Here is a 26,361-nt window from a genome sequence, read left to right on the forward strand (position 1 = left end):
CGGCCGCTGTTGTCGGGAACGTGGCGGTGGCCAGCAGGACACCCATCGCGGTAAGTACCGCCGCGACATGCACGTCCTTGTGCGTATCAACCCCCGGCACGACCTCGGCAGGGTCGGACGGAATCGCCGGTGCAGTTGGGTAGGGCATGCTGGGCAAGGTCGTTCGTCTCCTGACGGCTCGGGAACGGATGGCCGTCGTCGGGTCGGTCCAGACGGTCAGGACTGTGACGGTGCCTTGTTACGGGCAAGGCCCCTATAGAGACACGCCTGACCGACCCGACGGCAGCAAGCGCCGCCCCGGACGCGCAGTCGACAGATCAAACACAAGGCACCCAAGGGCCAGTCGTAACGCGGGTCAGACCACGATCCGGGGCGGCACCACCTCATCCTCACAGTCGTACCGGTACGGGCGAATCTCACCCGTCGCCTCGAACCCCTGCCGCCGCCAGAATCCAGTGGCGACCTGGGCGTTCGTGTCGACGACACCCAGCCGCATGGTCCGGACCTCGGGCCAGGTGGTCTCGACGTACCGCTGAAGGAGCCGGTACGTCGTCCCGCCGTACCAGTGACCCTGGCGGGTCGCGTGAACCTCGAGGAGCCCGATGAACGCCGTGTGCTCGTTCGGGAAGCCCCTAAGCAGGTCGACAACGGCAACGAGCTGACCGTCGTCGAATGCCCCCAGCACGACCTTCGACTCCTCGGGCCGCAGGTCCTCCGGACGCATCATCAACAAGCTCTGGGCGTCTGACTCACCCGGCGGATGGCCGGTGATCCGCTCCGTGTACCCCGGATCCGACTCGATCAGCTCCTGCACCGTGTCGACATCTGCCGGGGTGATGGGGCGCAGTTCCATGCAGCCGACCCTAGATGAGCAGCCCCATCACCAGCAGCAGGATCAGCACCGCTGCGAGCACCAGGCCGACCCGCCTGGTCCCGAAACGCCTGAGGGCGATCGCCAAGGGTCCGATCGGTTTCATCGTCGCTCCAGTCGTCTTTTCGCTCGATGGGTGAACAAGAGGTAGGCCACCGCCGCCAGTACGAACGGTGGGCCGAGTCTGCCGTGGCCGACGAGCGCGAGCCCGATCGCCAGCAGCACTGCGAACCCGGAGGCGATCGAGCTGGCGATCACCTTGTCCTTGGCGAACAAGTGACCGCGCTGACGCAGTACGTAGACCGCCCTGGTCATAACAGCGAGTCCTACGAGCACTAGGGCTGCGAAGCCGGCCTGTGTCCTGGCCGGCAGCCCGTCCTCGGTCAGCCAGAGCACCACGACGAATCCGACCACCGCAGCGGCGCCGCAGAGCTGCACCAGCGACCGAACGCGGCGCCGGAGCGAGAGCGCGTCGTGCAGACCCGCGATGGTGTCCTCTGCCGAGATCACGAGCCCGCCTCCTCCCTCAGCAGCCGGCGTGCCCGATGCAGACGGGACTTGACCGTCCCCACCGGTACGCCGAGCACCTCTGCGCACTCCTCCAAGCTGAGGTCCTCCAGGTGAAACAGCACCAGCACCTCCCGCTCCATCACAGGCACGCCGCCGAGCAACCGCCGTACGTCGACCCTGTCGACCACGTGATCCGCCGGGTCGGGCTCCTCGTCCGCGTCGACCCGCGGCTGGTCGGCGTACCGCTGCCGCAAGTGGTTGACCACGCTGCGCCGAGCGATGGTGAACAGCCACGCTGCGAACCGCTCCGGCTCCTTGAGCCGCGGCAGACCCCGCACGACGGCCAGCCAGACCTCCTGCGACACGTCGTCGGCCAGTTCCTCGCGGCCAAGCATGTGCCGCACATACGACCAAACCGCCTCGTGCCACCCACGCACCAGCTCAGCAACCGCCTCCCGCTCCCCCACCTGAGCCCGCACCACCACGTCGACCCAACCCGACTCCACGCGTCACCTCCCTCACCCCCACAGTCGCCCCACCCGCCCACCAGGTTCACGCCCCCGATTTCGGATTCCCGCGCCGCCTCGGTATCCTCTCCGCTTGGAGGATTCGCCTAGAGGCCTAGGGCGCACGCTTGGAAAGCGTGTTGGGGGCAACCCCTCACGAGTTCGAATCTCGTATCCTCCGCCACTCTTCAGGGCGGCTCTCAGAAATGGGGGTCGCCCTGGTGCTTTGTCAGGGGAGATGGTGGAGGGCCTGGCGTAGGAAGTGGTTGCGGCGGGTGGTGGCTGTGGGGCTGTAGAGGGTGGTGGGGGTGTTCAAGGCTGCTACGGCGTCCCAGTAGGCGACGTGTTGAGCTGGGGTGTCGGCGGTTTGTTGCCAGCCGGTGAGGACGTGGGCGGGGGCGTCAGGGCCGAAGCTGATTGCTGCTTGTTTGCGGAGTTCGGAGAGGTCTACTCCGGGCGCGCCTACGCCGGCGGTCTTCCAGTCGATGAAGGCTTCGAGGTGATGGCCGGACCAGACCAGGTTTCCGGGCCACACGTCGCCGTGGAGGTAGACGGACCGCTCACTGGGCAGACCGTGCGCGGTGACGAGGTCGTCGGCCCGGGACAAGAGCGGTGTGGTGGGCAGGTGACCGGCGCGGCGGTCGCGGGCGAAGTCGTCCACGGCGATGGGGCGTGGGCGGAATGGGAGATGGGCCTGCGGACGCATCGGGACAGAGTGCAGGTGGGCCAACGCGGCTCCAGCAACGCGAAGGCTCTCGGGGGTTCCGACTGTCCATGTCGATGTGCCAGGCACAAGGGTCTCGAGAGTGGCGGGTACGCCGGCATCCGAGCCGGACAGATCGACGTCGACCAGGCGCGGGGCAGGCAGGTCGTGCTTTTCGGCGACTTGGAGTGCCGCGGCGCCCGTCGCGATCATCGGCGCATCGATGCGTGGAGTCGGTGCCCGTAAGACGTAGCGCGCGTCGGCGGTGGTCAGGCGCCAGGGGCCCTGGTCGCCATGGAGTGGACTGATCTCGAGCACTGGGCCGACCGCCGCCGCGGCCCAGGTCAGCAGGCTGCTTTCCCTCATGGCCGAGCGTACGCCAGGTCAGTGGTCGCCTGGGGTGATCAGGCCGGTTTCGTAGGCGAGGACTACGGCTTGGGAGCGGTCTCTGAGGGTCAGTTTGGCGAAGATTCGGGCGGCGTGGGTTTTGACGGTGGCTTCGCTGAGGGTGAGGGCGGTGGCTATCTCGGCGTTGGAGAGGCCTTGGCCCATGAGGGTGAGGACTTCCAGTTCGCGGGGGGTGAGGGACGACAGGTCGCGGTGCAGGGTGGGTGCGGGGGTGGCGAAGCGTTCTACCAGGCGGCGGGTGATGGAGGGGGCCAGGAGGGCGTCGCCGGTGGTGACCAGGCGGACGGCGGCGGCCAGGTGTTCGGGGGTCACGTCCTTGAGCAGGAAGCCGCTGGCGCCGGCGGACAGGGCGGCGTAGACGTACTGGTCCAGGTCGAACGTCGTGAGGATCAGGATCCGGCACCTGGTCGGGGTGGCGAGGATGCGGCGGGTGGCTTCCAGGCCGTCCATGGTGGGCATGCGGATGTCCATCAGGACGACGTCCGGGTGCAGGCGCCGTACGGCGTCCACTGCCTCGACGCCGTCCGCGGCCTCGCCGACGACCTCGATGCCGCGCGCGGACAGGATCATCCGGAAGCCGGTGCGGACCAGAGCCTGATCATCCGCGATCACGACCCGCGTCGTCACGGGCGCTCCAGTGGGAGCTTGGCGCGGACCCGGAAGCCGCCGCCGAGGCGTCGGCGGGCGTCCAGCTGCCCGCCGTACACGGCGACGCGTTGCTTCAGCCCCAGCAGCCCCCGCCCCTCACCGTCGGACGCGACCGGGCGGCCTCCGGTGAGGACGCTCGGCCCGGTGTTCAGGATCTCGACCCGGAGCGCGTGCGACGCGTAGCGAACGGTCACCTCGGCCGTGTTCCCGTCGCCGTGCTTGAGCGCGTTGGTGAGCGCCTCCTGGATGATGCGGTACGCCGTGACGTCGACGCCGGCTGGTAGCGGAACCGGGTCGCCGGAGATCCGCACCTCGACCGGAAGACCGGCGAACGCGATCCGATCGATCAGCTCGCCCAGGCGCGTCAGACTCGGCTGCGGCGACAGCGCGTCCTCTTCGGCCCCGTCCGCCTTCGGTGCGAGCACACCGAGCAGATGCCGCAGTTCTGCCATGGTGTCGCGGCCCGCGGCCTCTACCGCGAGGAGAGCCGCCTCCGCCTCGTCGGGTGACGTTGCCAGCACCTGCCGGGCCGCACCGGTCTGGATGACCATGACGCTGACGTTGTGGCTGACGATGTCATGCAGGTCGTGTGCTATCCGCGCCCGCTCCGCGTCGACCGCCTTCCGCGCCGCGGTCTCCCGTTCCCGTTCCAGCAGCCAGCCGCGCTCCTCCAACGCACGCGTATGGGCACGCCGAGCGCGCACAGAGGCGAACGCGAGCAGACCGGCCACCACAGCCAGCAGCGCTACCAGCAACCACATCACGAGATCCACTGTCCCAAAGAATGCGTGGCAGGTCGTACATCTCCAGGATGACAAGGCGCGCACTTTAGCCCGGCAGGCTGACGTCAGCGACCGTTCCGCGGCTCTAGCGTGAGGAGCATGACGGAGGACAACGGACAGGCGGTCGTACAGCTCACCGCCGTACGCAAGGAGTACGGCGAATCCGCCGCGCTCGACGGGGTGTCGCTGGAGATCCACGCGGGCGAGGCGGTCGCGGTGATGGGACCGTCGGGCAGCGGCAAGTCGACGTTGCTCAGCATGGTCGCCGGACTGGACCGGCCGACGTCGGGATCGGTCGTGGTGCACGGCGACGATCTGGGCACGCTGGACGAGAAGGGGTTGGCGTTGTTCCGGCGCCGGCGGATCGGGATGATCTTCCAGTTCTTCAACCTGCTGGACGACCTGTCAGCTCTCGACAACGTCGCGCTGGCGGCACAGCTCACCGGTACGTCGGCAGCACACGCACGGAAGCGCGCGCTCGAGCTGTTCGAGGAGCTGGGCATCGCTGGACGCCGCAACACCTACCCGGCACAGTTGAGCGGGGGTGAGCGGCAACGGGTAGCAGTCGCCCGCGCACTGATGAACCGCCCCGCCATCCTGCTCGCCGACGAGCCGACGGGTGCGCTCGACACCAGGGCCGGCGAGCAGGTCATGGATCTGCTCCTGGACCTCAACCAGATCGGTCAGACGCTCCTGCTGGTGACACACGACCAGCAGCTCGCAACACGCTGCGCCAGCCGGGTCATCGACTTCCTCGACGGACAGATCGCCGGGGAGCGCAGTCTGGAGCGTACGCCGTGAGCGCCGTCTGGCCGGTCGCGCGGGCAGCGGTACGACGGCGTCGCGTGCAGACCGTCGTGATCGGCGTCGTCGTCCTGCTCTCCACAACGATGATCGTGGTCGCACTGGGCCTCCTGGCCGCGTCGAGCGGACCGTTCGACCACGCGTACGCCAAGCAGAGCGGTTCCCAGCTGACGGCGTCGTATGACCGGAGCAAGGTGACCGACGCGCAACTGACGGCGGCGGCGCGGAGTGCGGCCGCTGTCGCCGGACCGTTCGCGCAGGCGACGCTTGAGCTCGGCCACACGCAGCTGATGGATTCACTGGTGACGGTGGGCCGTGCTGATCCAGGTGGTGCTGTGGATCGGCTGAATGTGTGGAAGGGGCGCTGGGCAACCAAGCCGGGTGAGATCGTGCTCAACCGGAACCCGGTCGACAAAGAGGGACGCGGGGGTCCGCAACTGAACGGCACCATGACAGCGGGCGGTCAGACGCTGACCATCGTCGGGTTTGCGTACAGCGTGAGCCAGTCGGCCGATGCTTGGGTGACACCGGAGCAGATGAACGCACTGCACCCGACGGCGACGCAGATGCTTTATCGCTTCGCACACGCTGCGACGAACGCCGACGTCACGGCGGGCCAGCAGGGCGTGACGGCCGGTCTGCCGTCCGATGCCCTCATAGGCACCCAGTCGTACCTGGCGTTGCGAGCGATGGCAGCGGGCGAGCCCAACACGTTCGTACCGTTCCTGATGGTGTTCGGATGGCTGGGACTCGCCGTCGCCGTACTGATCGTGGCCAACGTCGTCAGCGGCGCTGTGGTCGCAGGGTTCAAGCACATCGGCGTTCTGAAGTCACTGGGATTCACGCCGACACAGGTCATGACGGTGTACCTGGGGATGATCTCCATCCCGGCCGTCGTTGGCTGCGCCGCCGGTGTGGTGCTCGGCAACGTACTCGCGACGTCCTTGCTGACAAGGGCTTTCGAGAACTACGGCGCCGGCGGGCTGGGCGTGCCGATCTGGGTCGACGTCGCGACGCTCCTCGGCGTGCCTGCTCTGGTTGCGCTGTCTGCCCTGTTGCCGGCGTTGCGAGCACGCAGTCTGTCAGCGGCTCAGGCGATCAGTGCGGGGAGCGCACCGAGGGCCGGACGAGGGCTACGAGTACAGCGGTCGCTGAGTGGGACCCGGCTGCCGCGGGCGGTCAGTCTGGGGCTGGGCATGCCGTTCGCGCGTCCTGGACGTACGGCGCTGACCCTGGCGGCAGTGGTGCTCGGAGTGACCAGCGTGACGCTGGCTGTCGGGCTGGGGAAGTCACTGACGACCTACCAGACCGCGGCGAGTCGAGCGGATGCTGTTGACCTGACGATGTTCGCCGGCCAAAGCGGCGCCGAGGGCAAGGCGCCGCCGGGTGCGCCCCCTGGCGCCAAGCTGACCGACGCCGAAGACGAGGCCGTACTGCGGGCAACGCCCGGTGTCACGTCCGTGGCTGCCAGCACGGACCTGGGAATGCGGCTGCCTGGGACACGAACGGACGTCCGGGTCTCGTTCTACCGCGGCGACTTCGATCAACTCGGGTACCGGATCCTGGACGGACGCTGGTTCGACGGACCAGGCCAGGTGGTCGTGTCGGAGCGGTTCCTGCGGCAGCGCGGCCTGGCTCTCGGCGACACGATCACACTGCAGTCCAGGGGCAAGAGCGTACGGGCGCAGATCGTCGGGAAGGCGATGTACAACTCCGGCGACGAGGCGCTGTCCAACTGGGCAACGCTCGCGCTCATCGCACCAGAGCTCCGGGCCAACCTGTACGAGGTCAACGTGAAGGCGGGGACCGATCTCGACGCAGTCGTGAAGGCGGTGCAGGCCAAGGACTCCGGTCTGGAGGAGACGCCCGGTCAGGACCCCGGCACCTTCGTGGCCGTCGTACTGGCGACCGTAGTCCTGCTCACGCTGATGCTGGGAACCGTTGCGGCGCTCGGTGTGTTCAACACCGTCGTACTCAACACCCGCGAACGCCGCCGCGACCTGGGCATGCTCAAGTCGATCGGTATGACGCCCGCACAGGTCACCGCGATGGTCGTGACGTCGATGACCGCGGTAGGTGCGGTCGGCGGCCTGCTCGGCATCCCACTGGGGATCGTCGCGCACCGCCTGGTCGTCCCGGCGATGGCCAACGGCGCCCAAATCGAGCTGCCGGACTTCATGCTCGAGGTATACCCTGCGGGTCTGCTCGCCCTGCTGGTCCTCGCCGGCATCGTGATCGCCGCGGCCGGTGCGTACTTCCCGGCCCGCGCCGCCGCCCGCGCCACGATCGCCGAGGTCCTCCACAACGAGTGAGCCTGGACAGGAGGTCGCACGGTGACGCCGGAGCGGGTGTTGCAGTTGCTGGACGCGCTGAAGCCGCTGGACGTCTGGGTGGACGGCGGCTGGGGTGTGGATGCGCTGGTGGGGCGGCAGACGCGGCCCCACGGGGATCTGGACCTAGGTGTGGCCAGACCGCAGCTGGATGAGGTGGTGCAGGTCCTGGAACGACTGGGGTACGCCGTGACGGATGCCCGGTTCGTGCAGGTCACGGTGCAGCTGACACATGCGGCCGAGGGGCATCGCGTGGACCTGCACCCCAGTACACCGGTTGACGGCGGGACCGAGCAGCTTGACTTCGACGGCAACGCGTACCTCATACCGCCTGCCGTCGAAGGGTGGATCGGCGGGCGGCCGGTGCGTTGTATGCCGCTCAGTGCGCAGCTCCGGTCGCACCGGGGCTACCAGCTGAGGCCGGTGGACCTGCACGATATGCAGTTGCTCGAAGAGCTGGGGTTGGGCTGACTTAGGGCATGGACGAAGTCGTCGCGGGCAATCGGGTGGTGTGGGAGCAGGCTTCGCAGAAGCACGTTCACGAGTACGACGAGTTACTGGCGGAGGCTCGTGGGGACGAGCAGCTGTTCGCGCGGGAGCGGGAGCTGCTGGCGCCGGTCCTGGCGCGACGGCCGGTGGTGGTGCATTTCCAGAGTGGGCACGGGCTGGACGACGTGGCGTTGGTGAAGGCCGACGCCGAACGTGTCGTGAGTGTCGACTACAGCTCCGTGGCGGCCGGCGCGGCGCAGCGCCGGGCCGACGACCTGGGCGTGAACTGCCGGTACGTCGTGGCCGAGGTCCCCGGCGTACCGCTGAAGGACGCATCGGCCGATCTCGTGTACACCGGCAAGGGCGCGCTGATCTGGATGCGGGACATCGACGCCTGGGCGCAGGACGCGGCCCGGGTGGTACGACCGGGTGGACACCTCTTCGTGTACGAGGCGCACCCGGCCGTACCGCTGTGGACCTGGGACCAGGACGAGCCGCGGATCCGACCTGACCGGAGCTACTTCGCCAAGTCGCACATCAACGACACGTTCCCGGGTAACGGCGCCCAGGAATGGCAGTGGACGCTCGGCCAGATCGTCACCGCGGTCACGAAAGCCGGTCTACAGCTCCAGGTCCTCGAGGAGTACGCCGAGCCGTTCTGGCGCCCGCAGGACGACACGTGCGCCGCAGCGTGGTCCGGCCGGCTCCCCAACTCCTACGCGCTGCTGGCGCAACGGCCGCTATAGATAAGGCAGCAGCTCCGCCTCCTCGCGGTCCAGGTGCGCGTTGAGCTGCGCGATCAGCTCGTCGACCTGGGCCAGGACGTCCGGAGCACCGACCAGACGCTTGAGCTCCTCGAGCAGTACGGCGATCTGGTCGTGCTCCGTCTGGAGTACGGCGATCACGTCCGCCAGCTCCGGGTGCTGCTCCAGCAGCGACGGGAACAACATCGTCGACTCGCCGGTGTGGTGGAAGTGCAGGCCCTGGCAGACGGTCAGGCAGTTGATGCGGAGCTGTGCGCCCAGCGTGCCCGAGGTGGCGACCTCGTGCCGGATCAGGGCGAGCTCGCGCCGGAACGCCGTGTGGATGGTCTGCAACGCCTCGGCGAACGAGCCTCCGCCGTGCGGCGGCGGCCCCGGCTTCTGGACCAGCGCGACCACCGGGATCGTCCGGGTGGTGCGCTGCTGGTACTCGCCCCATCCCGCGTCGGCCTCGACGAGTCGCGCGAACACCTCGTCGCGCTCCGCGTCCCGCAGGACGACTGCGGTCGCCGGATAGTCGAACAGGCCCAGGTCGATGTGGACCTCGGGGTCGGCGAGCAGGTTGTGGTACCAGCCCGGATGCTTCGGGCCGCCGCCGGCCGAGCCGACGACCAGGACCCGGTCGCCGTCCGGGTAGTACCCGAGGATCGCGGTGCGCGGTTCACCGGTGCGCGCGCCGGTGGTTGTCAGGAGCAACAACCGGGAGTTCTCGAAAGGACCGCCGACCTTACCGTCGTTGGCCTTGAACTCCGCAATGAGTTGTGCGGTGAAATCGTTCAGGATTCGCTTCTCTCTCTGGTGTCATGACAAAGGAATTCGCAGACAACAGAGAAGCGGGGCGGGGCCCGCGCGGCGCTCAGAACGCAGCCGGGGACCCAACTCGGTAATGGCTCGAAGCCGACCCGGCAGTCACGTCGGCGATACTACCGTACGTGTCCTTGCCCGATCGGCTCGTCCAGGCCGGGGTCGAACTCCTCGAGGAGGACGGCCTGTCCGACCTCACGCTGCGCGCGATCGCGCGCCGTACGGGCGTCTCGCACGGTGCACCGCGCCGCTACTTCCCGACCCACGACTCGCTGCTCGCCGCCATCGCCGCGACCGGCCTGCGGGATCTCGCCGACCGTCTCGAGCCCGACGGCGACGGACCGCCCGAGGAGCAGCTGGTCGCGGCCGCGACGAAGTACCTGGAATTCGCCGCCGAGCGGCCCGGGATGTTCGACCTGATCTTCCGTCACGACCTGCTGGCCGGTGCCGGCGGCAATCTGCGCGCGACCTCGCTGCCGCTGTTCCGGACGTTCGTCGACCTGGTCGCCCGGCTGCACCCGGCCGATGCCGAGCTCCGTGCCACCGCGCTGTGGACGAACCTGCACGGCCTGGCCACGCTTCGCGCGACGCACGCGCTGGAGCTCCTCGGCACGACCGATCTCGGGCCGATGGTCCGCTACGTCGTCCACAGCCACCTGCACTGATTCGCTCACGGACCGTCGCCGAATGCATGCGAAAGGAAATCGTCGCACGGATCGGCGAAAAAACCTCACGATTGTTGTAACGAGGGCCACACTGCGCCGATAAACGGGTGAGTGACCCAGCGGGGGGACCGAGTGGGAAACTCCGGTGTTTCTTCGGGACCACCGCATGTGGAGGGGGCCTCGCAGGTGCTCACCCGGGGCGGGGTGAGCACCTGTTCGAGGATTCAGCCCTTGATGCCCACGTTCGCCATTCCTTCGACGAACCGTTTCTGGGCGAAGACGAACAGCACGATCATCGGCAGCGTCGCGAGCGCCGTCCCGGCCATCAGGTACGGCCACTGGATCTCCGCCGGGTTCTGGGAGAAGATCGCCAGCCCGAGCTGCAGCGGCCGCAGATCGTCCGACGTGGTGATCATCAACGGCCAGAGGAACCCGTTCCAGGCGGCCTCGATCTGGAACACCGCGATCGTGATCAGGGCCGGCTTGATCAGCGGCGTCATGATCCGCCAGAAGATGCCGAACTCGCCCAGCCCGTCCACCCGGGCGGCCTGCGCCAGCTGGTCCGGCAGCGAGACGTAGAACTGCCGCGCCAGGAACGTGAACAACGGCGCCGCGCCGAGCGGGATGATCAGGCCCCACCACGAGTTCAGCCAGCCGATCCCGCCCTGGCCGAGGATGTTGTTGCCGCCGAACAGCGGGATCGACTTCACGATCAGGAACAGCGGCACCAGGATGATCTGGAACGGAACCAGCAGCAGCACGATGAAGTAGTTCAGCAACGTCTTGCCGCCGCGGATCGGCAGTTTCGCCAACGCGTACCCGGCCGTCGTACAGACCGCCAGCGTGAACGCGGTCTCGCCGACCGCGATGAACAGGCTGTTGCGGAAATACCGCAGGAACGGCGCGGTCTGCATCGCCTCGACGAAGTTCCGCCAGCGCAGCTCCCCCGGCAGCCAGCCGAACTTCGTGATCTCCAGGTTGCTCTTGAAGGCAGTCAGCAGCATCCACACGAACGGCGTGATCATCAGCAGCGCGCCGACCAGCAGGACGACGTACAGCAGGATCCGGCCGGGCCGGAACGCCGACGGCTTCGCCGAACCCACCGCCGGCAACGAAACGCTAGTCATTGGCATCCGCCTTCTGGAGCAGGCGCCCGACGCCGATGAAGAGCGCGATCACGATCATCATGATCACGGTCTCGGCGGACGCGTAGCCGAGTTTCAGGTCCTGGAACGCGTTCTGGTAGATGTCCATCACCAGCACCCGGGTCTCCGATCCGGGGCCGCCCTGCGTCATCACGTACACCAGGTCGAACACCTGGAAGGTCCCGACGATCGACGTGATCAGGACGAAGAACTGGACCGGGCCGATGGCCGGCCAGGTGACGTTGACGAACCGCTGCCAGCGGCCCGCGCCGTCCAGCTCGGCCGACTCGACCAGGTCGCGGGACACGCCCTGGAGCGCGGCCAGGTAGATGATGATCTTGGTCCCGAGGCCCTGCCAGATGCCGACCACCATCAGCGAAGGCAGCGCGGTGGCCGGGTCGGCCAGCCACCGGTTCGGCGCGAAGCCGAACAGACTGAGGAAGCCGTTCGCCAAGCCCGAGCCCGGGTTGTAGATCCACAGCCAGATCGTGGCCACCGCGACGGTCGCGGTCACGGTCGGGATGTAGAACGCCGTCCGGAAGAACCCGAGGCCGCGGATCTTCTGGTTCAGCCCGATCGCGACCGCCAGCGAGATCGCCATCGAGATCGGGATCACCACGATCGCGTACAGCACCGTGTGCCACAGCGAGGCCAGGAAGTCGACGTCGCGGAACAGGTCGGCGTAGTTGCCGAAACCGACCCAGGCCCAGGTGTCACCGAAGCTGTAGTCGGTGAGGCTGAGCACCAGCACCGCGATCACCGGGATCACGATGAAGACGCCGGAGTGCAGCAACGCGGGCGTGAGCAGGGCCCAGCCCGCCCGGGCCTGACTGCGGAGCAGCGTGCGACCGTCCTTGGACGGGCTCACCTTGCGTGGAGTGGCAAGTGCGGGACGTTCAAGAGTTGTGCTCATCGTGATTGTCCTGCCAGGTTGTGCAGCACCTTGGCGGGGTCCTTCTGTCCGAGGACCGCCTGGGTGAGCTGGATGTCGAAGTTGCCGCGCATCTCGAGCCAGTTGGACGGCACTTCGTTCTCGTTGACCGCATAGACCAGGCCGTCCGCGACGAACTGGCTGAGCGGGTTGGACTTCGCCTGCGGCGAGTTGCTCGCGTCCTTGTAGGCCGGGACCTTCTTGTTCAGCTTGGCCAGCGCGTCCAGCGTGGCCGGCTTGGTCAGCGACTGGATGAACGACCAGGCCGCGTCCTTGTGCCGGCTGCGGGACCCGATCGAGGCCAGGTCACCGCCGACGTACTCGATCTCCTTGCCGCTGTTGAAACGGAAGAACTTCAGGTCGTCACAGTTCTTCTGGCCGATGCCCTCGGCGGAACAGTCCACGCCGCCGTTGACGATGCCCATCGCGGCCTCACCAGTCAGCACCAGGGGTTGCTGCGCCGCGTTGGTCTGGCCGTACGGCTGCACGTTGTTGATCATCGACTTGATCCACAACAGCGTGTCGAGACCCTGCTGGTTGTCGAAGTTCGGCTCGCCGCCGACGTACAGCGGCGTACCGGTCGAGGCCAGGAAGGTCACGAACGACTGCCGGAACCCGGTCGCCGACGCGAGGTCGAACCCGCTGCGGGTGATGTTGCCGTCCTTGTCCCGCTTGGTCAGCTTCTCGGCGGCGACCTTGATCTCGTCCAGCGACGTCGGCGGCTTGTCCGGGTCCAGGCCCGCCTCGCGGAACGCGCTCTTGCGCAGCGCTACGGCGCGGGCGTCGGCGATCAGCGGATAGGCGTACAGCTTCTTGTCGTAGGTCACCGCCGGGATCAGCGCCGGGGTGCTCTTGTCCCTGATGTAGTCAGGGGTCACGCCGTACTTGCCGAGGTCCTCGAAGATGTTCTTCGACGCGAACGGTTGCACCCAGCCGACGCCGGTCACCATCACGTCGTACGGGATGCCGGCCGCGATCGCGGTCGACATCTTCTCGTTGAGGTTCTTGTACGTCGCGAAGTCCGGCTCGACCTTCATCTTCGGATAGGCCTTGTGGAAGTCGTCGACGACCTTCTGGAACTCCGCCTTGCCCTTCGCACTGGGCGGGAAGGACGGGAGCAGCACCCGCAGCGTCCCGGTCGCCTCGGCCGGGGGCACGCCGTCCGTGCTCTTGTCGATCACCCCGCTGCCACAACTGCTGACCACGACGCTGAGCGCAGCGGCCAGCAGGGTCAGTCCCACTCCACGTCTCACAGGGGAACTCCTTCGCTGACTTTGTTCAGCCGGGGCCTACGACCCCTAAGTGCAGCGAAAGTATGGGAAAGGGCTTTCCTCGTCAATACCCAAGCGCTCGAATGATCACATTCGATCACGACTGGAACGAGACCGATCAAAGTTCCGGGGTGCCAGCCCTTGTCAGCGCTGCGTCTCGGGCGACGTCGTCGGTAAGGTCCCGGTCTCCGCGGCCATTGAGGATTACCTCGAAGACCCGCTTGTACTCGACCTCGAACTCGGCATACTCCATCGCAATCCTCCCCGTCGCACAGTTCTCCGACTCCACCCGCGGGCCGTGCGCTTCAGGTGCGGCTGCCGGCGCTCTCCTGCAAGCGCAAGGCGTCGGCCAGCATTCGCAGTACGTGCTCCATGGAGCCGATCGCGCCTGCTTCCTCCGGGGTGGCGTTCTCGATCCGCATCAGGTACGCGTTTTCGCGGTCGTCCTCGTCGTCGATCTGGGCGGCCAGGGCCGAGAGTCGTGCGACGTCTGCGCTCAGGTCCCGGTCGCCGCGGCCGTTGAGGATTACCTCGTACACCCGCTTGTACTCGGCCTCGAACTCGGCGTACCCCATGGTCGTCCTCCCGTGGGCGCAGTCCTCTGACGTTATCTGTCGGCGGTGCCGCAGGAGGTGCGGATGTTGAGGGTGGGGAGGAGGCTGAGGTGCTGGACGGGGGTGGTGGGGGACTCGAGTTTGCGGAGGAGGAGGTCGCAGGCGGTCTCGCCGAGGGCTCGGCGGGGTGGGGAGATGGCGGTGAGAGGTACCACGGCCAGGGACGCGGTGACGTCGTTGTAGGCGATGACGGCGAGGTCCTCGGGGACGCGCAGGCCGAGGTCCATCGCGCGTTCGACCAGGCGGGCGCCGTGTTCGTCGGAGTGCACCAGGACGGCGCGGCTGCCGAACTGCTCGCATTCGGCGAGGAACGCGTCCAGCTGGGCGATCGCGCCGGGGTCGTCGCCGCGCATCGGCAGGTCGACGGGTGAGAGGAACACGTCGACGCCGAGTGCCTTCGCGGCCGACTCGATGCCGCGGCGCAGCCAGTACGCCGTGACCGTGGCCTGCAGGTTGATCGCGATCCGGCGGTGGCCGAGCGCCAGGAAATGCCGCAGCGCCAGCATCGCGCCGTACGCGTGGTCGGTGCGGACGTGGTCGTACTCGCGGGCCGCGTGCGGGAATCCGAACGCGCGCTCCATCAGCACCACCGGTACGTCGATGTCGTCGAGCCGGCTGTCCAGCCGGTCCGCGTCGCCGTCGCCGAGCGCGGTGCTGATCAGCAGTCCGGCGACGCCGATCCCGAGCACCTTGTCGAGCCTTTCACGCTCGGTGGTCACGTCGTACCCGGAGACGCCGAGCACCAGCCGCGCGCCGTACCGGTCGGCGATCGCCTCGGCGCCGCGGATCACCTCGGAGTAGTACGACGTGGCGCTGGGGACGACGATGCCGATCGTCAGCCGGCTGCCGTGCGCGCCCTGTTCCGCGGTCCCGACGCCGATCGCGCCGCCGTGCACCCGGCGGAGCAGCCCGGCCGAGTCCAGTTCGGCCAGGTCCCGGCGTACTGTGATCGCGGAGACGCCCAGCTCGGCGACCAGGTCCGCCACCCGGAGCCGGCCGTGCCGGCGCAGGCTCCGCAGGATCAGCTCGTGGCGCTCCTGTGCAAGCATGTGATCCCCTGGTCTGTCCGTGATTGTTCGTGATCATACGATCAGGACCCGCCCGTACGGAACGAGGAGGCGATCGGTGGAGAAGGCCGGCCGGACGAGCACCGTGTTGGGAAAGCTGGCGGTCGTCGGCGACCTGTTGATGCTGCAGCTCGTGTTCGTCGTGATCAGCCTGGGCATCCTGACGCTGTTCCCGGCCGCGTTCGCGATGCAGCGGGTGGTGCCGGACGCGATCAGCCAGGAGAAGCCGAAGCTGCTGCGGCGGTTCTTCCACGAGTTCGGCTGGGCGATGAAGCGGTTCTGGCTGCCTGCGTTCGGGCTGTGGGTCGGCGGCGTGATGCTGGCGTTCGGGATCTCGTTCTGGGCGTACGCCGACGGCCCGGTGCGGATCTTCGCGCTCGCGGTGCTGATTCCGCTGACCGGCATGATCCTCGGGCTCTATCTGAGCGGCCTGGCGATCCTGCCGGACGCGCCGGAGACCGCTACGTTCAAGTCGCTGTTCCGGTCCGCCAACTTGTTCCTGTTGCGCCGACCGCTTCCAGTGGCAGGCGGGGTCGTCGTACTGCTCACCTGGTTCGCGCTGGCGTCGCAGTTGCCCACACTGCTCGTTGTCGGGTCCGGACTGGTCCCAGCGCTGACCGCGTACACGCTGTCCCGGACGCGTCGCGAAAAAACTTCTGAGGACGTGTCAATCTGAGTCCTCCTGGTTCGACGTAGAGGTGTAAGGCCCCTACGACGGACTGCAAGGAGAACCGGAATGTACGCGACGACCGACACCCTGGCGACGACGCCGGCCGCGCAGGGCGGCCGCTCGCGCTGGCTGGCTCTGTACACCCTGTGCGCGGGCATGTTGATGATCGTGCTCGACGTGACCGTGGTGAACGTGGCCCTGCCGGCCATCCAGGACGACCTCGGCTTCACCAGCTCATCCCTCGCCTGGGTGGTGAACGCGTACCTGATCGCGTTCGGCGGCCTCCTGCTGCTGGCCGGGCGGCTGGGCGACCTCCTCGGGCGGCGGAACGTCTTCACTGCCGGACTGGTCGTCTTCACCGCCGCCTCCGTACTGTGCGGTCTGGCCGGGTCCCAGGAGGTGCTGGTCATCGCCCGGTTCATCCAGGGCGTCGGCGGTGCGCTGACCTCCGCGGTCATCCTGGGCATGATCGTCACGCTCTTCCCCGAGCCGCGTGAGCAGGCCAAGGCGATCGGCATGTACGCGTTCGTCGCGTCGGCCGGCGGGTCGATCGGTCTGCTGGCGGGCGGCGTCCTGACGCAGGCGATCAGCTGGCACTGGATCTTCTTCGTGAACCTGCCGATCGGCGTGCTGACCGTCGCGCTGGCTGTGAAACTGATCGAGAAGGACAAGGGTCTGGGCATCGGCAAGGGCACCGACGTACCGGGGGCGGTGCTGATCACCGCGGCGCTGATGGTCGGCGTGTTCACGATCGTGAAGCCGGCTGCCGAGCTGGGCTGGACCGCTCAGCGGACCCTGGTGCTGGCCGCGGTCACGCTGGTGCTGCTGGCCGGGTTTGTCGTCCGCGAGGCGACCGCGGCGAACCCGCTGGTGCCGCTGCGGATCTTCCGCTCCCGCACGCTGACCGGCGCGAACCTGGTGCAGGCGCTGTCTGCGTCCGGCATGTTCGGCATCTTCTTCCTCGGCTCGCTGTACCTGCAGCGTGTGCTCGGCTACGACGCTCTGCAGATCGGACTGGCCTTCCTGCCGACCACCGTGGTGATGGGGCTGCTGTCGGTGAGGTACTCCGAGAAGCTGGTGATGCGCTTCGGCCCGCGGCGTCCGCTGATCGCCGGACTGGTGCTGATCGTGATCGGGCTGGCGCTGTTCACCCAGGCCCCGGTCGGCGGCAACTACTTCGTCCACGTCCTGCCGGTCCTGGCGCTGCTGGGTCTGGGCGGTGGTATCTGCTTCCCGGCCCTGATGGGTCTGTCGATGGCGGACGTGAAGCCCGAGGACGCGGGCCTGGCCTCCGGCCTGATCGGCACCATGGGCGAGGTCGGCGCCGCCCTCGGCCTGGCCGTCCTGGCCACCCTGTCCGCCACCCGCACCGCCGCGGTCGCCGACACCAAGCCGGTCCTGGACGCCCTGACCGACGGCTACCACCTCTCCTTCGCCGTCGCCGCCGCCATCGTCGCTGCCGCAGTCGCCATCGCCGCCACCGTGATGCGCCCCGCCAAGCAGCCGACCACCGAGGCCGCCCCCGAAGACCTCCTCTGCGAAGCCGCCTGACCCACTCAGCCGAGCTCCCCGCGCCCACCCGGCCGCGGGGAGCTCGCTGTACGCCGCCAACGCCAGAGCTGACCGACCACCCCCGACAACCCCAGGCCGACAGCCAACAGAAGGCTCAGGTGCCGCGACAGGAAGCTGGCCAGAAGCACGAAGCCACCGCAGGTCAGTACGAAGAAGGTGTGCACCGAGCCCAGCACGGGTCGGGCCTCCAGATAGGCAGCCATCTGAGCCGCACCCTTCGGGGCGATACCTGGCGGCAGTAACAGGACGACGAGAAACGCGGCCAGCAGGACGGGCTCCAACTGACGGGTGGCCACCGCCCGCACGATCGCCGCCAGCGGCACAACCACGTAGAAGATCCGACGCACCGCCGACGGATCGTACGACTCGATGTACTGCTTGAACTGCCCCATGTATTCCCTCCCGCGTGATGATTGCACGGGTTGTCCACAGGTGGGGGTGGGACGGGTTTCGGGGTGGGGGGTGGGATGGGGAAGGATATGGGACCTGACCGGGGCAGAATGCTCGGTGGTTGTCGGGCGTAGAGGGGAACGGACAGTGGTGGTGCAGTCGATCGAGCAGCGGATCGCCGAGGAGCTGGAGGTCGGTGAGAACCAGGTGCGGGCAGCGGTGGCGCTGCTGGACGAGGGGTCGACGGTCCCGTTCATCGCGCGGTACCGCAAAGAGGTCACCGGGATGCTGGACGATGCCCAGCTGCGCACCCTCGAGGAGCGCCTGCGGTATCTGCGGGAGCTGGAGGAGCGCCGGCAGACGGTGCTCGAGTCGATCGAGAGCCAGGGCAAGCTGGACGACGCGCTGAAGGCCGCGATCCTGGCGGCCGACACCAAGTCCCGGCTGGAGGACATCTACCTCCCGTTCAAGCCGAAGCGCCGGACCAAGGCGATGATCGCCCGGGAGAACGGCCTCGAGCCGCTCGCCGACGGGCTGATGGCCGACCCGGACGTCGAGCCGATCGCCGCAGCCGCGGTCTTCGTGAACGCCGAGGTCCCGGACCCGCAGGCGGCGCTCGACGGCGCCCGGGCGATCCTGGTCGAGCGGTTCGCCGAGGACGCCGACCTGATCGGCGCGCTGCGCGAGCGGCTCTGGGAGCAGGGGCGGCTGGCGTCGACGGTCCGGGAGGGCAAGGAGACCGAGGGCGCGAAGTTCTCGGACTACTTCGACTTCGACGAGCCGTTCACGAAGATGCCGTCGCACCGGATCCTCGCGCTGTTCCGCGGCGAGAAGGAGGACGTGCTGACGATCTCCGTCGAGCCGCTGCCCGCCGGCGTCGAGGTGGACGGCCCGACGGAGTACGAGACCACGATCGCCCGCAAGGTCGGCATCGAGAACCAGGGCCGCCCGGCCGACAAGTGGCTGGTCGAGACCGTCCGCTGGGCCTGGCGGACGAAGATCCTGGTGCACCTCGGCATCGACCTGCGGATGCGGCTGCGGCAGATCGCCGAGGACGAGGCGATCCGGGTGTTCGCGGCCAACCTGCGCGATCTACTGCTGGCCGCACCGGCCGGCACCCGCGCCACGATGGGCCTCGACCCGGGCTTCCGGACCGGTGTGAAGGTCGCCGTCGTGGACGCGACCGGCAAGGTCGTCAACACCGGCGTCATCTACCCGCACGTCCCGCAGAACCAGTGGGACAAGTCGATCGCCACGCTGGCCGCGCTCGCGGCCGCGCACAACGTCGAGCTGATTGCCATCGGCAACGGTACGGCGTCGCGCGAGACCGACAAGCTGGCGGCCGAGCTGATCGCCAAGCACCCGGAGCTCAAGCTCACCAAGGCGGTCGTGTCGGAGGCCGGCGCGTCGGTGTACTCGGCGTCCGCGTTCGCCTCCCAGGAGCTGCCCGGGATGGACGTCTCGCTGCGCGGCGCGGTCTCGATCGCGCGCCGCCTGCAGGACCCGCTGGCCGAGCTGGTGAAGATCGACCCGAAGTCGATCGGCGTCGGCCAGTACCAGCACGACCTCCCGGAGAACTCGCTGTCCCGCTCGCTCGACGCGGTCGTCGAGGACTGTGTGAACGCGGTCGGCGTCGACCTGAACACCGCGTCCGCGCCGCTGCTCACGCGGGTCTCCGGGATCACGCCCGGCCTGGCGGACAACATCGTCCAGCACCGCGACGTCAACGGGCCGTTCACGTCCCGGACGGCGCTGAAGGACGTGGCGCGGCTGGGGCCGAAGGCGTTCGAGCAGGCGGCCGGGTTCCTCCGGATCCCCGACGGCGACGACCCGCTCGACGCGTCCAGCGTGCACCCGGAGTCGTACCCCGTCGTCCGCCGGATCCTGGACGCGACCGGGTCCGACGTGAAGTCGCTGATCGGATCCTCGGAGCTGAAGCGGCTGAAGGCGGCGGACTTCGTCGACGACATGTTCGGTCTGCCGACGGTGACCGACATCCTCGCCGAGCTGGAGAAGCCGGGCCGCGACCCGCGGCCGGCGTTCAAGACCGCGGTGTTCGCCGAGGGCGTTGACAAGATCGCGGACCTGAAGCCGGGGATGCGCCTGGAGGGCCAGGTCACGAACGTGGCCGCGTTCGGCGCGTTCATCGACATCGGTGTCCACCAGGACGGGCTGGCGCACGTGTCGGCGCTGTCGAAGAACTTCGTCAAGGATCCGCGCGAGGTGGTCAAGCCGGGCGACATCGTCACGGTGAAGGTGCTCGAGGTGGACATCCCGCGGCAGCGGATCTCGCTGACGCTGCGCCTGGACGACGAGGTCGGCTCCGGCGGTCGTCAGGCCGGTGGCCAGGGCGGTCGCGGTCAGGGCGGCGCGCAGGGCCGCGGCCAGGGCGGCGCGCAGGGCCGCGGGCAGGGCGGCGGCCAGGGCCGTGGTTCAGGTGGTCGCGGACCGGGCGGCCAGGGTCGTGGACCCGGCGGTCAGAGCGGCCGCGGCGGCTCGGGCGGTCAGGCCGGCCGGGGATCCGGCGGTCGTGGCACCCCGACCGAGACCTCCATGGACGAGACCTCCCTGGCCGATGCCTTCCGCAAGGCAGGCTTCACCGTCCGCTGACCCGCCGCGCTTCGTCGAGTCGTGGGCTTTGGCTGTAGGAAAGCGCCAAAGTCCACGACTCGTTCATCTTGGGTGGCAGCCGAACGCCACGACTCGGCTCGTCGCGAAGCCGACGTGGTCCGTCACCCTTCGACCTCGTAGCCGGCGGCGTCCACCGCGGCCCGGATCGCCGCGGGTTCGACGGGCCGGTCGGTCACCAGCGCAACCGTCCCGGTCGACAGGTCGATCTCGACCGATTCGACGCCAGGCAACTCCTTGAGCGCCTCCGTCACGAACCCGACGCAGTGGCTGCAGGTCATCCCCAGCACCCGGAACGTCGTCACGCCGCGCTCACGGTGCGCGTGGCCTGGGTCGTACGGCGCATCCGCCCGTCCGGCGCCACTTCGCCGAACAGGAACACCTCGGTCGCGATCGTGCGCCCGGCCCGCAGTTCCGCGTGGATCGTGAACCGCGCCGCCACCCGATCGCCGGCGCGGATCGCCTCGTGCACGTCGTACGAGAACGACACCAGGTTCTTCCGCACCGGGCGGAGGTGGTCGATCAGCCGCTGCCGGTCGAGCGTGACGCCGTCGGCCACCTGCTCGATGTCGGGCGTGTAGTACCGGTCGACGATCGCCGCGGCGTCACCGCCCGTGACCACCTCCCGGGTGAACGACTCGAAGAAGTCGGCGACGAACTCTCGGGCGCTTAAATCTGACATGCCGTCAAAGATAACCAGCTCCGCTAACCTTGACAAGGTGTCAGAGAACAAGCCCGTACGACGACGCCGCCGCGCGGACGCCGACCGCAGCCGTACGGCGATCCTCGCCGCCGCTGTCGCCCTCCTGGACGAGCAGCCCGACGCGAGCCTCGAACGCATCGCCGAGGCAGCGAACGTCACGCGCCAGACCGTGTACGCCCACTTCTCGTCCCGCGACGCCCTGCTGAACGCCGTACTCGACCAGCTGACTGCCGAGACACTGACTGCCATCGACGCCCTCAACCTGGACGAGGGACCGGCCTTGAGCAATGTGCTCCGTCTGATCGACCTGGCCTGGCGCGCGTTCGAGCGGCATCCACTCCTGCTGCACCTACCGCAGACCGGTGCCCAGGACGAACGCCACGACCCGGTGACCGACCGGTTCGAACGCCTGATCCGCCGCGGTCAACACACAGGCGAGATCACCCGCGACCTCCCCGCCCAATGGCTGGTCACGACACTGATCGCCCTGGGCCACGCGGCCGGCGAGTCCGTGGCCGCCGGTCGCGTCAGCCCCCGGACGGCCAACAAGACCCTGCACACCACCATCACCCGCGTGCTCCAGCCCTGACTGCGGCCCTGACTGCGGAATCGTCCGTTCAGCGAAGGTCGGCGAGGTGACCGCCGGGGTCGCCGAGGTGGACGGCGGTGGCCTTGGGGGCGTAGGCGAGGCGCCGGTAGACGCGGTCTGCGCCGTCGTCGCCCGGAGTCAGCCAGGCCAGCGTCGCGCCGCCCAGCTCGTACGCCTTCAGCGTCGCGTACGCCGTGGCGATGCCGCCGAGGCCGCGGCGTCGGTGGGCGTGGATCGTGCCGACGCCGGCAACCTCGGTCACGCCGTCGGCCACTGCGGTCCACGCCGCGGTCGCGGCCGGCACGCCGTCGACGGACACGAGGACTGCGCCGCCGTCGGCCGGGTCGGGCTTGAACGCGAAGTTGGCGTCAGCCATCTCGTACGCCGTCGCCGCCACCGCGTTCGCCTGTTTCTGGTCTTCGTCGGACGCAACGACCTTCACCGTCACGCCGGCCGGAAGCTCAGGTACGAGCAGGTCGTCGGGTTCGGCGACGAGCAGCGGGAGACGCGACACCAGCGTCATCCCGTTCGCCGCGAGCGCGTCGGCGAGGCCGGGGCTCGCCTCGTCGACGAGTTCGGCGCTCAGCCAGCGGTCCTCGGCGGCGAAGGCCTGACGGATGACAGCCAGCGCAGGCGGGACCTCCTCGGGCGCGAAGGGCTGCCCGGGTTCGGCGGCGACCATCGTCGACAGGTACCACTCGTCCTGGTCGTGCAGCATCCCCACCAACGGTCCCGCGACGATCTGCCGCCGCGACCTCGCCAGTCCGTCCACCTGCGCCCGCGCGATCCGCGCCCCGATCTCCATGTCGCGGACCCTACGACGACCATCTGTGGCCACGCGAGCCAGTTACGCGAGCAGCAGGAGGTCGAGCAGTCGATCGAGATCGGCGGCCGTCGGGGGACGGCCCAGGAGGAGGGCGAGCGCGTCGAGAGTCGCGATCAGCTCGCGACGCGTCGCTGCCCGAGATCTCCCGCTCGCAATGGCGGTGACGACCGCTTCGGCCCGGCCGGACGCGGCCAGCAAGTCGGCGGCACCCGACGGCGCAGCCGACGGTTCTTCGTCGTCGATGCGGACCTCGAGCCGCGCACCGAGGGCGGTCGCGAGCCGGTCCAGGGCGGCGAGGGTCGGATTGCCGCGACCGTTCTCGAGGTTCGCGATGTACGGCACGGACAGACCGGCGTCGACGGCCACCGACGCGATGGTCCGCCCGGCCGCCTTCCGACGGTCGCGCAGGACGTCGCCAAGCTCCATGCAACCTATCTTCACAGAACACTCTTGCCGATGTCTATCCCGACAAGATAGATTCCGGCGGCGTGAGGGACTTCCGGCGGCTCTGGCTCAGCGGCGCGATCTCCGGCATCGGATCGTGGCTGCTGGTGGTCGCGATCCCCTTCCACGTCTTCGCGTTGACCGGATCCGCGGTCGCGACCGGTCTGACCCTGGCACTGGAGGCCCTCCCGGCACTCCTGATCGGCCCTTGGGCCGGCGTCCTGCTGGACCGCTGGAACCTGGCCCGGGCGATGTGGATCGCCGACCTGGTCAGCGCGGCGGCGGTCGGGCTCATCCTGTCCGCCGACCACGGCCGCAGCTGGCCGATCTACCTCGCGATCCTGCTCGAGAACACCGCGACGACGGTGTTCCGGCCGGCGGCCCGTGCGCTGCTCCCGGCGGTCGTCGGCACCGGCAAGGAGCTGGCCACCGCGAACGCGGTCAACGCAGCCACCGGCAGCGCGATCCGGCTGGCCGCGCCGCCGCTCGGCGCACTGCTGCTGGCGGGACCCGGTATCGAGTTCGTGCTCGCCGTCGACATCGCCAGCTATTTGTTGTCTGCGGCAATCATCGCGACGATCCGCACCCGCCGGCACAGCGCCGCCGGTGCACCGCCCCGGCCGCTCGAAGGATTCCGGGCGACGATCGAGCACCGGGCGCTGCGCGGCATCCTGATCGGCCAGACGGCGTTCCTCACCGCCAACGCCGGCCTGACCGCGCTGCTCGTACCGTTCACCGTCGGACGCCTGCACGCGCCCGGGTACGTCGTCGGCTACCTGATCTCCGGCCTCGGCGCCGGATACCTCCTCGGCGCCGCGCTGAGCACGAAGGCCGCCCGCCTGCTGGGCACCCGCGAACTCCTCGCCCTGACGCAACTCGCGACCGCCGCGGCGTTCTTCGCGCTCTTCAACGCCCCGAACGTCCCGATCGCGATCGTCGCCGCGGTCTTCATCGGCCTACCGGGCAGCATCCTGCTCATCACGGCGCAGACGACGATCCAGCGCGCCGCTCCACCGGAGGTCCTCGCGAGCGTCAGCGCGATCTTCTTCGCCGCCGACTCACTCGCCCTGCTCATCGGAGCGTTGGCAGCACCCACGGTAACTCTCGTCCTCGGGCTGCCGCTGACCCTGAACGTCATCGCCGCCCTCGCGGTCGGCGCCGCGGCTGTCACGCTCACCGCTGTACCGCGCCATCCGGCACATTTGCTGCCGGTACGTAAGCAGTCGCGCGCAAAGGGTTAGCAGGACGTCATAGATTTCTATCGCCGTCGAATAAGCGGCGGACGCCGAATCGTTATCTGCAAATACCTGCAGCCATTCTTGACACGCTTTCCAGCCGCCTCGACGATGCCGCGCAGAGGGCGCTGACCTGCAGGTTCGTAGGGTTTCCCTACTCTGCGTTAGGCCTCTGTAAAGGTCCCTACGGAAGTGTTCCGAAGGTCGGTGCCGGTGAGGTTTCTTTATCTCAACGCCGGACAAAGCCGTCCGGGGTGAGACCGAGACTGCCGAAGGAACCGCGATGACCGAGACGCTCGAGACCCCCGCAACGCACCGTCGGGTGCGGGTTTGGTTCGGCGCGAACCCGATCGCGGACCACACCGCCACGGCGGAGCAGGCAGCGCAGTACGAGGAAGCCATGCGCCGGCGCTTCGCCTCCCTCCGGGTGACGAGCGAGCCGGTGCTGGTCGACACGCAAGCGGTGCCTGGGCGATGACCACCCGGCCGACGTTGCTCGGGTATGTACGGGCCGACGCGCTGAGTTGCGCGGAGGAGCTGGCCGCCGCGACCGATTCCCTGGTCGCCTTCGCCAGCGCCGAGGGGTTCACCCTCGGCACCGTCTACACCGAGCGCGATGCGGCCGAGTCGGCGGCGTTCCACGCACTGCTCGACGAGGTGAAGCGGTCCGACGTGCACGCCGTCGTCGTACCGACCATGAACCACCTCGGGTTCGGCAGCACCGGCGGCACTCCGGCGGCGATGCGGCAACACCTCGAGTTCCACCAGGCGCAGGTCTGGGCGGCCGACTCGAGATAACTCCACACAGGCAAGCGGAGCTGACGTCTTGACCCCTGCATCGGCGTCGGTTCCGCTCTCCACCTCCACAGCTGCACCGGGGATGCCCGGGCGGTAGTGGACCACCAAGGCCCCACCGGCTGCTACCGGTGGGGCCTTGCCGATGCTCCGGACACGCAGGTTCAGGCGACGATCGTGTACCCGTACCGCTTCATCACGCCGGCCACGGCGGAGTTGAAGATCCCGGTGACCTCGAGCTTGAAGTGCAGTTGCACCTTGCGGATCACCCGCTGGAAATGCAGGTGCCACGGCACGCCGGCCGGCGGCACCGTCTCGGCCTTCGTGATCGCGCCGACCCGGGGATGCGCCGCCCAGGCGATCACCCGGGCCCGGTCCGCGCCCCACACGCCGGTCATCGCGTCGTGCGTCCGGGCGTACTCCATCGCGGCCAGCGAGATCGTCGAGTCCGGCACCGGGTCCTTCGGCGGGTGCGCCTTCAGGTACAGCTCCCAGGTCATCCCGTAGTACCCGGGCGGCCCGTCGTCCTTGCCGCGGTTCGCCAGCCCGTTGAGCTTGCGGTGGTACTCCGCGACCTGGACGGCCGCACCCCGCGACAGGTCCTTGTCGCCGACCGCGATCGCGTGCACGTGATACGGCCAGTTGCCCTGCGCCGGCGTCCGCAGCCAGGCGGCGAACCCGACCTGCCGCAACGCCTTCACCACTGCGACCCGCTGCGCGGCGCTCTTCGTCCGCACGTCGACGTCGACCGCGCCGCCGCCGTCGTGGGTGCCGGCCGAGGCCTGCACGTCGCCGGCGTTGTACGACCCCTGCAGAATCGCGAACTTCGAGTCGTACAGCTGCTCCGCGGCCTCGACCATCGCCACGGTCCGCCGGTTCATCGTGAAGCCGCGCCAGGAAATCCTTGCCTCAGGCACCTTTCTCACCCGCCGCACCGAGGATCATGTCCGCGTCCTCGGCCGCGCCGAGCGCCTCCAGCTCGTCCAGCACGTCCTCGGTCAACTCGTCGTCGAACACTTCCGGCATCGTCGTTCCTTCCCCCTGGTCGTCCGCGCACCGACCCGGGTGCGCGAAAATCGCGGACCAGCCTAGGCAGGTCTCAGGTCAGGGACGACCGGCGAAGGTTTGAGGAATGTGAAGTTTCCGTCCGATACGCGTGCCGGAGTGTGTGCCGGGCGGCGATCTGGGGTACCTCTAGGT

The 26,361-nt window shown here is 68.6% G+C and carries 31 protein-coding genes and 1 tRNA gene; 13 read left to right on the forward strand and 19 right to left on the reverse strand.

Annotation, left to right across the window (positions count from 1 at the left end; all coding sequences use genetic code 11):
• Positions 1 to 355 precede the first annotated feature (355 nt).
• The 3 genes from ABZX12_RS13500 to ABZX12_RS13510 all read right to left on the reverse strand — a co-directional run bounded on the left by ABZX12_RS13500 (position 356) and on the right by ABZX12_RS13510 (position 1,887).
• Positions 356 to 853, reverse strand: a complete 498-nt coding sequence (locus ABZX12_RS13500) for a GNAT family N-acetyltransferase (protein ID WP_355692873.1) — start codon at positions 851 to 853, stop codon at positions 356 to 358.
• 120 nt (positions 854 to 973) lie between these two features.
• The gene (locus tag ABZX12_RS13505; RefSeq protein ID WP_355692875.1) at positions 974 to 1,381 is read right to left on the reverse strand and encodes a hypothetical protein; all 408 of its coding nucleotides are present in this window, start codon (positions 1,379 to 1,381) and stop codon (positions 974 to 976) included.
• A complete protein-coding gene (locus tag ABZX12_RS13510) occupies positions 1,378 to 1,887 on the reverse strand; it encodes a sigma-70 family RNA polymerase sigma factor (protein ID WP_355692877.1) in 510 nt (169 codons plus the stop codon). Before ABZX12_RS13510 ends, ABZX12_RS13505 begins: the two co-directional genes overlap by 4 nt.
• Positions 1,888 to 1,983: 96 nt before the next feature.
• On the opposite strand from ABZX12_RS13510, the gene ABZX12_RS13515 reads away from it, so the two are divergent.
• Positions 1,984 to 2,071: transfer RNA gene (locus ABZX12_RS13515), tRNA-Ser, on the forward strand.
• A gap of 45 nt (positions 2,072 to 2,116) precedes the next feature.
• Here ABZX12_RS13515 and ABZX12_RS13520 read toward each other — a convergent pair.
• The 3 genes from ABZX12_RS13520 to ABZX12_RS13530 are packed head-to-tail and all read right to left on the reverse strand — an operon-like array spanning position 2,117 to position 4,407.
• Positions 2,117 to 2,956 (reverse strand): aminoglycoside phosphotransferase family protein, encoded by an 840-nt coding sequence (locus ABZX12_RS13520; protein ID WP_355692879.1) that lies wholly within the window; start codon positions 2,954 to 2,956, stop codon positions 2,117 to 2,119.
• An 18-nt stretch (positions 2,957 to 2,974) separates the two neighbouring features.
• Positions 2,975 to 3,625, reverse strand: coding sequence for a response regulator transcription factor (locus ABZX12_RS13525; RefSeq protein ID WP_355692881.1), 651 nt, complete (start codon positions 3,623 to 3,625; stop codon positions 2,975 to 2,977).
• Complete coding sequence (locus tag ABZX12_RS13530) at positions 3,622 to 4,407, reverse strand: histidine kinase (protein WP_355692883.1); 786 nt, start codon at positions 4,405 to 4,407, stop codon at positions 3,622 to 3,624. The genes ABZX12_RS13525 and ABZX12_RS13530 overlap by 4 nt, the downstream gene beginning before the upstream one ends.
• A gap of 120 nt (positions 4,408 to 4,527) precedes the next feature.
• Here ABZX12_RS13530 and ABZX12_RS13535 point away from each other — a divergent pair, with 120 nt between their 5' ends.
• Genes ABZX12_RS13535 through ABZX12_RS13550 form a run of 4 tightly spaced genes read left to right on the forward strand, consistent with a single transcriptional unit; the run spans position 4,528 to position 8,797 of the window.
• Positions 4,528 to 5,229: an ABC transporter ATP-binding protein gene (locus ABZX12_RS13535; protein WP_355692884.1), complete on the forward strand. Its 702-nt coding sequence runs from the start codon at positions 4,528 to 4,530 to the stop codon at positions 5,227 to 5,229.
• The gene (locus ABZX12_RS13540; RefSeq protein ID WP_355692886.1) at positions 5,226 to 7,544 is read left to right on the forward strand and encodes an FtsX-like permease family protein; all 2,319 of its coding nucleotides are present in this window, start codon (positions 5,226 to 5,228) and stop codon (positions 7,542 to 7,544) included. The genes ABZX12_RS13535 and ABZX12_RS13540 overlap by 4 nt, the downstream gene beginning before the upstream one ends.
• Positions 7,545 to 7,565: 21 nt before the next feature.
• Positions 7,566 to 8,033 (forward strand): lincomycin resistance protein LmrB, encoded by a 468-nt coding sequence (locus ABZX12_RS13545; protein WP_355692888.1) that lies wholly within the window; start codon positions 7,566 to 7,568, stop codon positions 8,031 to 8,033.
• Between the two features lie 8 nt (positions 8,034 to 8,041).
• A complete protein-coding gene (locus ABZX12_RS13550; protein WP_355692890.1) occupies positions 8,042 to 8,797 on the forward strand; it encodes a class I SAM-dependent methyltransferase in 756 nt (251 codons plus the stop codon).
• Here the strand turns inward: ABZX12_RS13550 and ABZX12_RS13555 are convergent.
• Positions 8,792 to 9,595 (reverse strand): nitroreductase/quinone reductase family protein, encoded by an 804-nt coding sequence (locus tag ABZX12_RS13555; protein ID WP_355694281.1) that lies wholly within the window; start codon positions 9,593 to 9,595, stop codon positions 8,792 to 8,794. The two genes, ABZX12_RS13550 and ABZX12_RS13555, sit on opposite strands and share 6 nt — an antisense overlap.
• Positions 9,596 to 9,744: 149 nt before the next feature.
• Here ABZX12_RS13555 and ABZX12_RS13560 point away from each other — a divergent pair, with 149 nt between their 5' ends.
• The gene (locus tag ABZX12_RS13560; protein ID WP_355692892.1) at positions 9,745 to 10,281 is read left to right on the forward strand and encodes a TetR/AcrR family transcriptional regulator; all 537 of its coding nucleotides are present in this window, start codon (positions 9,745 to 9,747) and stop codon (positions 10,279 to 10,281) included.
• Positions 10,282 to 10,505: 224 nt separating this feature from the next.
• Here the strand turns inward: ABZX12_RS13560 and ABZX12_RS13565 are convergent, their stop codons facing one another.
• The 6 genes from ABZX12_RS13565 to ABZX12_RS13590 form a co-directional block, all read right to left on the reverse strand.
• A complete protein-coding gene (locus tag ABZX12_RS13565; protein WP_355692894.1) occupies positions 10,506 to 11,408 on the reverse strand; it encodes a carbohydrate ABC transporter permease in 903 nt (300 codons plus the stop codon).
• Positions 11,401 to 12,339 carry a sugar ABC transporter permease gene (locus tag ABZX12_RS13570; RefSeq protein ID WP_355692896.1) on the reverse strand — a complete coding sequence of 313 codons (939 nt, stop codon included), beginning with the start codon at positions 12,337 to 12,339 and terminating at the stop codon, positions 11,401 to 11,403. Before ABZX12_RS13570 ends, ABZX12_RS13565 begins: the two co-directional genes overlap by 8 nt.
• Positions 12,336 to 13,610 (reverse strand): extracellular solute-binding protein, encoded by a 1,275-nt coding sequence (locus ABZX12_RS13575; RefSeq protein ID WP_355692898.1) that lies wholly within the window; start codon positions 13,608 to 13,610, stop codon positions 12,336 to 12,338. The genes ABZX12_RS13570 and ABZX12_RS13575 overlap by 4 nt, the downstream gene beginning before the upstream one ends.
• A 136-nt stretch (positions 13,611 to 13,746) precedes the next feature.
• Entirely contained in the window at positions 13,747 to 13,881 is a 135-nt protein-coding gene (locus tag ABZX12_RS13580; RefSeq protein WP_355692900.1) for a hypothetical protein, read from the reverse strand.
• Between the two features lie 52 nt (positions 13,882 to 13,933).
• Positions 13,934 to 14,203, reverse strand: a complete 270-nt coding sequence (locus tag ABZX12_RS13585) for a hypothetical protein (protein ID WP_355692902.1) — start codon at positions 14,201 to 14,203, stop codon at positions 13,934 to 13,936.
• Between the two features lie 32 nt (positions 14,204 to 14,235).
• Positions 14,236 to 15,291, reverse strand: coding sequence for a substrate-binding domain-containing protein (locus ABZX12_RS13590; RefSeq protein WP_355692903.1), 1,056 nt, complete (start codon positions 15,289 to 15,291; stop codon positions 14,236 to 14,238).
• A gap of 76 nt (positions 15,292 to 15,367) precedes the next feature.
• On the opposite strand from ABZX12_RS13590, the gene ABZX12_RS13595 reads away from it, so the two are divergent.
• Positions 15,368 to 15,985 (forward strand): DUF624 domain-containing protein, encoded by a 618-nt coding sequence (locus ABZX12_RS13595; protein ID WP_355692905.1) that lies wholly within the window; start codon positions 15,368 to 15,370, stop codon positions 15,983 to 15,985.
• 60 nt (positions 15,986 to 16,045) lie between these two features.
• Entirely contained in the window at positions 16,046 to 17,530 is a 1,485-nt protein-coding gene (locus ABZX12_RS13600) for a DHA2 family efflux MFS transporter permease subunit (RefSeq protein ID WP_355692907.1), read from the forward strand.
• A gap of 5 nt (positions 17,531 to 17,535) precedes the next feature.
• Here the strand turns inward: ABZX12_RS13600 and ABZX12_RS13605 are convergent, their stop codons facing one another.
• Positions 17,536 to 17,943: a hypothetical protein gene (locus ABZX12_RS13605; protein ID WP_355692909.1), complete on the reverse strand. Its 408-nt coding sequence runs from the start codon at positions 17,941 to 17,943 to the stop codon at positions 17,536 to 17,538.
• Between the two features lie 151 nt (positions 17,944 to 18,094).
• Here ABZX12_RS13605 and ABZX12_RS13610 point away from each other — a divergent pair, with 151 nt between their 5' ends.
• Positions 18,095 to 20,551 carry a Tex family protein gene (locus ABZX12_RS13610; protein WP_355692911.1) on the forward strand — a complete coding sequence of 819 codons (2,457 nt, stop codon included), beginning with the start codon at positions 18,095 to 18,097 and terminating at the stop codon, positions 20,549 to 20,551.
• Between the two features lie 122 nt (positions 20,552 to 20,673).
• Here the strand turns inward: ABZX12_RS13610 and ABZX12_RS13615 are convergent, their stop codons facing one another.
• Positions 20,674 to 20,874: a heavy metal-associated domain-containing protein gene (locus tag ABZX12_RS13615; RefSeq protein WP_355692912.1), complete on the reverse strand. Its 201-nt coding sequence runs from the start codon at positions 20,872 to 20,874 to the stop codon at positions 20,674 to 20,676.
• Positions 20,871 to 21,251, reverse strand: coding sequence for a nuclear transport factor 2 family protein (locus tag ABZX12_RS13620; protein ID WP_355692914.1), 381 nt, complete (start codon positions 21,249 to 21,251; stop codon positions 20,871 to 20,873). Before ABZX12_RS13620 ends, ABZX12_RS13615 begins: the two co-directional genes overlap by 4 nt.
• 37 nt (positions 21,252 to 21,288) lie before the next feature.
• On the opposite strand from ABZX12_RS13620, the gene ABZX12_RS13625 reads away from it, so the two are divergent.
• A complete protein-coding gene (locus ABZX12_RS13625) occupies positions 21,289 to 21,861 on the forward strand; it encodes a TetR/AcrR family transcriptional regulator (RefSeq protein WP_355692916.1) in 573 nt (190 codons plus the stop codon).
• Between the two features lie 28 nt (positions 21,862 to 21,889).
• Here ABZX12_RS13625 and ABZX12_RS13630 read toward each other — a convergent pair whose 3' ends face one another.
• Entirely contained in the window at positions 21,890 to 22,666 is a 777-nt protein-coding gene (locus ABZX12_RS13630) for a GNAT family N-acetyltransferase (RefSeq protein WP_355692918.1), read from the reverse strand.
• A 42-nt stretch (positions 22,667 to 22,708) separates the two neighbouring features.
• Positions 22,709 to 23,113 (reverse strand): helix-turn-helix transcriptional regulator, encoded by a 405-nt coding sequence (locus ABZX12_RS13635; protein WP_355692920.1) that lies wholly within the window; start codon positions 23,111 to 23,113, stop codon positions 22,709 to 22,711.
• Between the two features lie 62 nt (positions 23,114 to 23,175).
• Between ABZX12_RS13635 and ABZX12_RS13640 the strand changes: the two genes are divergently transcribed.
• The 3 genes from ABZX12_RS13640 to ABZX12_RS13650 all read left to right on the forward strand — a co-directional run bounded on the left by ABZX12_RS13640 (position 23,176) and on the right by ABZX12_RS13650 (position 25,164).
• Positions 23,176 to 24,372 (forward strand): MFS transporter, encoded by a 1,197-nt coding sequence (locus ABZX12_RS13640; RefSeq protein WP_355692922.1) that lies wholly within the window; start codon positions 23,176 to 23,178, stop codon positions 24,370 to 24,372.
• Positions 24,373 to 24,649: 277 nt separating this feature from the next.
• On the forward strand, positions 24,650 to 24,844 hold the full coding sequence (locus ABZX12_RS13645) for a hypothetical protein (RefSeq protein ID WP_355692923.1): 195 nt from the start codon (positions 24,650 to 24,652) through the stop codon (positions 24,842 to 24,844).
• On the forward strand, positions 24,841 to 25,164 hold the full coding sequence (locus ABZX12_RS13650; RefSeq protein WP_355692925.1) for a hypothetical protein: 324 nt from the start codon (positions 24,841 to 24,843) through the stop codon (positions 25,162 to 25,164). Before ABZX12_RS13645 ends, ABZX12_RS13650 begins: the two co-directional genes overlap by 4 nt.
• Before the next feature lie 161 nt (positions 25,165 to 25,325).
• On the opposite strand, the gene ABZX12_RS13655 is transcribed toward ABZX12_RS13650, so the two are convergent.
• Positions 25,326 to 26,078: a hypothetical protein gene (locus ABZX12_RS13655; RefSeq protein WP_355692927.1), complete on the reverse strand. Its 753-nt coding sequence runs from the start codon at positions 26,076 to 26,078 to the stop codon at positions 25,326 to 25,328.
• Positions 26,079 to 26,361: the final 283 nt, after the last annotated feature.

This window comes from Kribbella sp. NPDC003505, from assembly GCF_040610875.1.
Taxonomy (GTDB): Bacteria; Actinomycetota; Actinomycetes; order Propionibacteriales; family Kribbellaceae; genus Kribbella.